General features: G+C 51.4%; 8 protein-coding genes. 2 read left to right on the forward strand and 6 right to left on the reverse strand.

The genetic code is table 11. From position 1 onward, the window contains the following. Position 1 precedes the first annotated feature (1 nt). Positions 2–358 carry a type II secretion system pilot lipoprotein GspS-beta gene (gene gspS2, locus BZJ18_RS07925; protein ID WP_158011266.1) on the forward strand — a complete coding sequence of 119 codons (357 nt, stop codon included), beginning with the start codon at positions 2–4 and terminating at the stop codon, positions 356–358. A 56-nt stretch (positions 359–414) separates the two neighbouring features. Then, entirely contained in the window at positions 415–738 is a 324-nt protein-coding gene (locus BZJ18_RS07930; protein WP_077456013.1) for a hypothetical protein, read from the forward strand. Positions 739–774: 36 nt separating this feature from the next. Here BZJ18_RS07930 and BZJ18_RS07935 read toward each other — a convergent pair whose 3' ends face one another. From BZJ18_RS07935 to BZJ18_RS17560, 6 genes are all read right to left on the reverse strand, one after another. After that, positions 775–1,440 (reverse strand): TIGR01621 family pseudouridine synthase, encoded by a 666-nt coding sequence (locus tag BZJ18_RS07935; RefSeq protein WP_077456041.1) that lies wholly within the window; start codon positions 1,438–1,440, stop codon positions 775–777. Positions 1,441–1,656: 216 nt separating this feature from the next. Further along, entirely contained in the window at positions 1,657–2,661 is a 1,005-nt protein-coding gene (locus tag BZJ18_RS07940; RefSeq protein WP_077456014.1) for a substrate-binding domain-containing protein, read from the reverse strand. Between the two features lie 34 nt (positions 2,662–2,695). Beyond that, positions 2,696–3,625, reverse strand: a complete 930-nt coding sequence (gene rbsK, locus BZJ18_RS07945; RefSeq protein ID WP_077456015.1) for a ribokinase — start codon at positions 3,623–3,625, stop codon at positions 2,696–2,698. An 82-nt stretch (positions 3,626–3,707) separates the two neighbouring features. Further along, complete coding sequence (rbsB, locus tag BZJ18_RS07950; protein WP_077456016.1) at positions 3,708–4,601, reverse strand: ribose ABC transporter substrate-binding protein RbsB; 894 nt, start codon at positions 4,599–4,601, stop codon at positions 3,708–3,710. Positions 4,602–4,770: 169 nt separating this feature from the next. After that, the gene (rbsC, locus tag BZJ18_RS07955; protein ID WP_077456017.1) at positions 4,771–5,760 is read right to left on the reverse strand and encodes a ribose ABC transporter permease; all 990 of its coding nucleotides are present in this window, start codon (positions 5,758–5,760) and stop codon (positions 4,771–4,773) included. Continuing rightward, a partial coding sequence (locus BZJ18_RS17560; protein ID WP_241824934.1) for an ATP-binding cassette domain-containing protein occupies positions 5,757–6,347 on the reverse strand: 591 nt, incomplete at its 5' end. The genes BZJ18_RS17560 and rbsC, both read right to left, overlap by 4 nt.

Here is a 6,347-nt window from a genome sequence, read left to right on the forward strand (position 1 = left end):
TATGATGGCCTGCCTGGGGCTAGTGCTCAGTGCCTGTAGTAGCACCCAGCATGATAAAGCCGCAGAAGCCGCAATCCAACGTGCCGACATGATTGCACAGTTACTGCCGATGGATATTGAAGGCTACTCACTGGTTCGCGCTCGTGCGCAAGATACCATCATCGAGCTGACACTTCTGGAGAAGAATGCCAAAAAAGCACCGGGGCAGCTCTTTTCCGGCTTAAAACGTCGATATTGCGAGGATAACGATATCCGCAGTATGTTAGACAGTGGTATCAGCTATACCATTTTGGTTCGCGACACCCGCGGCCGACAAATCCTCAAAAACGCCATTACTGCACCAAGCTGTGCTAGCTAAAAAGATGGGGGTCGGTTGAGGCCCCTTCACCCGGCAAAACCAAGAGACACTTACCTGTGATAGCCGCCTTGCTCTATATTGTGACCGTTGGTTTTTATCTTTTTACCAACTTTCAGGAAACCTCACTCAAAGAAGCGGTCATTTGCATGGTCGTCGTGGGGATTTATTGTTTTTGGCACCTCGCTATTCCACCTTTTGCTGCCACCCCTAATTTTTACACAGAAAGAGCGTTTGGTGTCGTACCATTTGTTTCAATGTGGGCAATCCTATTTCCACACTTTGCTATCAATCAAAACCCTACGGTTACACGCACCTTAGGTTGGATTGGGCTTGGTGCGATGACGATTATTCTCGCGATTTTTAAGCTATTTGTGCGGTAATCAGTGCATCATTTCCCTGTACTCTGTGAAACAGAATTAGAGCAGTGAAAACGGGACATCCCACTCTACTGGTAAGGCTGGCCACAACTCGCCTTGGCTCGGGGGCAGCACATAGCGATAGCGTGTTTCAGGCTGATCGTCGGAAAAACGACACGTAAATTGCAGTCCATAAGCGTGTAAGTAGCCACGATCGGCAGGCTCGCCGCCATAGTAATCATCACCGATAAGCGGAGAGCCAATGCTTTTCATCGCCACGCGAATTTGATGGGTTTTGCCTGTGTAAGGCCGACAGAGGAAAAGTCGCCGCCCCTCACCACCAGCAATAGAGGTAAAACGTGTTCTCGCCGGGTTGTCTTTGCTGGTTAACAATTTCCAGCTACCTCTCCTTCCCTTCGTCATATCTCCAACGATCAGCCCCTGCTTCTTACGTGGCTTTTTCGCACTTAATGCCAAATAGAATTTTTCTATCTCGCGCGAAGCAAACAACCCTGAGAGGACAGATGCTGCATGCGAAGAGGTTGCCAGCAGCAGCAAGCCCGATGTCATCTTATCTAACCGATGCACAAGGTAGACTTTCTCGACCCCAATGTGCGCCGCGACCGCCGGCAGCAGTGCCGCATGATCGGCTTCTTTTTGCACGCTAACGCCGTGGTGCTTGTTGATCACCACAAAGTGTTGGTTTTGGTCGACAATTGAAAACATAACGAGGCGATTTACCGGTTGGCTATTGAGGACAGGCATCATAACGGCTTCACTCCTGCGCCGCTAGGGCAATCATATAAGTGACTGTCCCCCGAGTACCGTCCCCCGAGTATTCCTAGAGCAATTATAAAGGTGTCTGTCTCGTTAGTTCCGTTAGTTCCGTTAGCTTAAAGAGCTTAAAGTGCCTGTCCCCGATAGTTATAGCTCGCCCAATAGCTATACCCGCTTCACACTCTCGCGCACCACTAACGTTGGCTCGAGCTGCACAGTTTGGCTGTCACTTTTAGGGTCATCCAGTTTGTGGAGTAGGGTTTCGACGGCTGCTTGACCGAGACGGTACTTGGGCTGGTGAATAGTGGTCAGCGAGGGCGAGACAAATTTTGCCAGGTGGATGTCATCGTATCCCATGATAGAAAGCTCCTCCGGTACCCGAATGCCGAGTGCATTGGCAGCATTGATCGCGCCCATTGCCATCATATCATTGCCTGCAAAAATCGCGCTCGGCAAGGAGCCGCTCGCGGCAATCGCTTGCATGCCTTGATAGCCGCCTTCACACTCAAAGTCCGCTTCTACCAGCCAGTCGGCGTTCTCAGTAAGTCCAGCATCGCGCAGCGCATCTTTAAAGCCTTGAAAACGGCGCTTTGCTTGTTGTTTAAGCAAAGGACCACTGATACAACCAATCTGGCGGTGGCCACAGTCAATCAAGTGCTGGGTCGCTAGATAGCCGCCTTGATAGGAATTGTCTTGGATTTTATCGCAGGCAAAATCAATCGGTCCCCAATCCATTACCACCACGGGAATATCCGGATAACGATCAAAGCCTTCAATCCGCTCACCTTCCAAGGTCGAGCACATCAAAATCAAGCCATCGACCCGCTTTTGCAACAGCGTATCAACTGAAGCACGCATACGCTCAGCGTCGCCTTCCGTGTTGCATAAAATCAAACTGTAGCCATTGTGGTAACAGCTGCGCTCGACGCCCTTTACCACTTCACCAAAAAACGGATTGGTGGAGGTGGTCACCAACATGCCAAACGTTTTAGTACGATTCACTTTTAAGCTGCGCGCCAGTGCCGACGGGGCGTAATAGTTAAGCTCTTTCGCGGCTTGGTTTACCTTCTCAGCAATCGCCTCACTCACATAACGGGTGTTGTTAATGACATGACTGACCGTCGATGTCGACACGCCCGCCCGTTTGGCAATATCTTTCATGGTCGCCATTTATCGCGCTCCGCTGACTAAGGTGAAATAAGGATTAAGCATCTTGGTGGGCCAAAAACGCCTCAACATTTGCACGAGAAGGAATCGAGGTTTGTGCGCCACGCTGAGTCACGGATAATGCCGCCGCGGCATGCGCAAAGCGAATCGCCTGATAAAGTGTCTGTCCCTCTATAAGTCCTGTCACCAATGCCCCATTAAAGGTATCGCCAGCGGCAGTGGTATCAACGGCATCGACACGGAACCCAGGAATAAGCTGGCCCGCTTGTTCGCCTTTTTCACTCAGCCATACGCCTTGTTTGCCGAGGGTGATCATTACAATCCCTACCCCTTTTTCATGGAGCACGTCCGAAGCCGCTTGCGCACTGGCAGTATCAGTTACCTCGATACCGGTCAGGCTTTGGGCTTCCGTTTCATTCGGGGTAATAATATCGACTACAGCAAGAAGTGCGTCGCTCAGCGGTGCGGCTGGGGCGGGATTAAGCACCACGTGAGTCTTTGCCGCTTTGGCATGAAACGCCGCCTTTTCGATACCACACATCGGCGTTTCTAACTGCATCAGCAAATAGTCAGCCTCGGCTATTTTGTCGAGATCGGCGGTGATGGCCTCTGCTGTCAAAGCCGCATTAGCTTCTGCCGAGAGCGCAATACTGTTCTCGCCCTGCTCAGTCACTTGGATCATCGCAATCCCAGTCGGTGTATTCGCCTGGACCTTCACCGCACTGACGTCCATCCCTTCTTGCGCGTAAGATTGACGAATATTTTGTCCATATGCGTCATCACCCACACTGGCGATAAACGCGACATCGGCACCGCAACGCACCGCCGCGACCGCTTGATTGGCCCCTTTCCCACCGGCAATTACGGCATAATCGTGGCCGTGTAATGTCTCGCCCGGACGCGGAAAGTGAGGGACACGTAAAACATGATCAGCATTGACGCTGCCAAGAACAACCAATCGGCTCATTACTATTCCTTACCGTTTTTAAATCAAAAAAGCACCACCCAGTGCGAACCCGATGGTGCTCACTATACGTTTCCCTGACGGCTTATTCAGCGATCGTTTCTTGGCTAATCACTTTTAGCGGTACAGGGATGTAGCTGTCTACCGACTCGCCTTTCAGCACCTTATCGGCAGTTTCAACACCCAATTCGCCAATCATACCCGGTTGCTGGGCAATAGTGGCTGCCAGTTGACCACGCTCAACGGCCGCAATACCATCTTTGGTGCCATCAAAACCAACAATAGTGACACCTTTGCCTGATGCCTGCACCGCGCGCAACGCGCCAAATGCCATTTCATCGTTTTGGGCGAATACCGCTTCCACATCTGGGTGTGCGGCAAGCAAGTTCTCCATCACATTCAGACCTTTGGTGCGGTCAAAATCCGCCGGCTGACTGGCGAGTAGCTCAACGTCGGTACCCTCGATGGCGTCCATAAAGCCTTCACCACGCTCGCGTGCGGCTGACGTGCCGGCAATACCCTCAAGTTGGATCACTTTGGCGCGCTCACCGACTTTGCCGATGATGTATTCCGCCGCCATTTTACTGCCTTGGGCGTTATCAGAAGCAATATGACTCACCACTTCCCCACGGCTCGCGCCACGGTCTAGGGTGATCACCGGGATGTCCGCGCGATTCGCAATACGAATGGCGTTTGAGACCGCATCTGAGTCAGTCGGATTAATCAAAATGGCTTTAACACCACGGATGGTTAAATCCTCCACATTCGATAGCTCTTTACTGGCGTCGTTTTGCGAATCAAGCACCAAGAGCTCATAACCAAGATCTTGCGCTTTCTGCTCAGCACCCTCTTTCATGGTGACAAAAAATGGGTTGTTTAAGGTTGAAACCACGATTGCCATTCTATCTTCCGCTTGCGCACTGATGCTCAGCGTGGACGACAGTAGCGCAGTGGTAATCAAGGTAGTCAGTTTTTTCATGCGTTCAGTCCTTTTGTGTTTGTAGGGTATTGTTTTTAATTGCTAATTAAACAGAAATAAAAGTGTCTGTCCTGCTAACTTCTTGTCCTGCTAACTTCTGCTGCTAACTAAAAGTGCCTGTCCCAACAAGCTACCTGTCCCAACAAGCTAAAAGCTTTGTCTCAAACAGCTATTTGTTTTTGTTATCCACCAGCACGGCGAGCAGAATCACCACCGCTTTGGCAATCATTTGGTAGTAAGACGACACGTCCAGCAGGTTAAGGGCGTTGTTCAAAAAGCCGATAATCAGCGCCCCAATCAATGTGCCCATGATCTTGCCTTTACCGCCCATCAAGCTGGTGCCGCCCAGCACCACCGCGGCAATCGCATCAAGCTCATAGCCAGTACCGGCAGTCGGTTGTCCGGAGGACAGGCGCGAGGTGACGATGATCCCTGCCAGCGCCGCGAGCATGCCACACAGGCTATACACGCCCACCTTGATTCGATCGACATTAATGCCCGACAACCGCGCCGCAGATTCATTACCACCRAGTGCGTAAATATAACGGCCAAAACGGGTGTGATTGAGCAGATACCAAGCGCCGATAAACACGATTGCCATCAGCCACACGGGGACGGGAATGCCCAACAGGTAGCCGGTACCAAACCATGCAAACGCATCCGCCGTTTCAGTAAAGCCTGCAGAAATAGGTCGGCCATCGGTATACACCATGGTGACACCGCGATAGAGGGTCATAGCTACCAAGGTGGCGATAAAGGCCTGTACCTTGCCTTTGGCCACCACGACGCCTGTCATGGCACCAATCGCCGCGCCTGCAAACAAAGCCGTTGGTACAGCCACCAGCACCGGTACTTCGACCGCAATCAAACTCGCGGCAAACGCGCCACACAGCGCCAACACCGAGCCAACACTCAAATCGATACCCGCGGTTAAAATCACCAATGTCATCCCCACGGCAATAATGGCGTTTACCGAGGTTTGACGCAGGATGTTAAGCAGGTTGTCGACCATGAAAAAGTTGCTGTTTAAAAATGACATCACCACGATCAGCACTAACAAGGCAATGAGCGATTTTTGCTCAATCAACCACGCTTTGCTGAACAGGGGCTTACGTCCATCTTCTGACGGCTGGGACTTATTCATTGCATTCTCGCTCATGCTGCATCCTCATTGGCATCTTTGCCTACCGCACAGGCAAGCAGGGTTTCTTGGTTAGCGTCTTTGGCATCAAATTCACCGCATACGCGGCCTTCGTGCATCACAAGGATGCGGTCGCTCATGCCAAGCACTTCGGGCATTTCTGATGACACCAAGATGATGCTCATGCCCTCGGCTTTAAATTGGTTAATTAGCTGATAAATCTCTTTTTTGGCACCGACATCGACCCCCCGAGTCGGCTCGTCCAAGATCAGCACTTTCGGTTTGGTCATCAGCCCTTTGGCAATCGCCACTTTCTGCTGATTCCCGCCCGATAAGTTGCCAATGATTTGATCCCGGGTGGGGGTTTTGATGTTGAAAAGACGGATAAAATCATCCACTGCCATCACTTCATCGCGCGGCTGTATTTTGCCCCAATGCGTGAGCTTATCGAGTGCACTGAGTGACATGTTGTCTTTCACCGATAAACCCAGCACCAAGCCCTCGCCTTTGCGGTCTTCAGAGATGTAAGCAATGCCGTTGGCCAGCGCATCTTGCGGACTCACGGGGTTAATCACCTTGCCATCAAGCCGAATCACGCCAGCTTC

Origin of the sequence: Salinivibrio sp. IB872 (assembly GCF_001995345.1) — a bacterium.
Classification (GTDB): Bacteria; Pseudomonadota; Gammaproteobacteria; order Enterobacterales; family Vibrionaceae; genus Salinivibrio; species Salinivibrio proteolyticus.

What these genes read in the sequence shown, in the direction of transcription:
- gspS2 (WP_158011266.1), top strand. Translation starts at nt 2, where the DNA reads ATGATGGCCTGCCTGGGGCTAGTGCTCAGTGCCTGTAGTAGCACCCAG.
- BZJ18_RS07935 (WP_077456041.1), bottom strand. Translation starts at nt 1,440, where the DNA reads ATGTTTTCAATTGTCGACCAAAACCAACACTTTGTGGTGATCAACAAG.
- BZJ18_RS07940 (WP_077456014.1), bottom strand. Translation starts at nt 2,661, where the DNA reads ATGGCGACCATGAAAGATATTGCCAAACGGGCGGGCGTGTCGACATCG.
- rbsK (WP_077456015.1), bottom strand. Translation starts at nt 3,625, where the DNA reads ATGAGCCGATTGGTTGTTCTTGGCAGCGTCAATGCTGATCATGTTTTA.
- rbsB (WP_077456016.1), bottom strand. Translation starts at nt 4,601, where the DNA reads ATGAAAAAACTGACTACCTTGATTACCACTGCGCTACTGTCGTCCACG.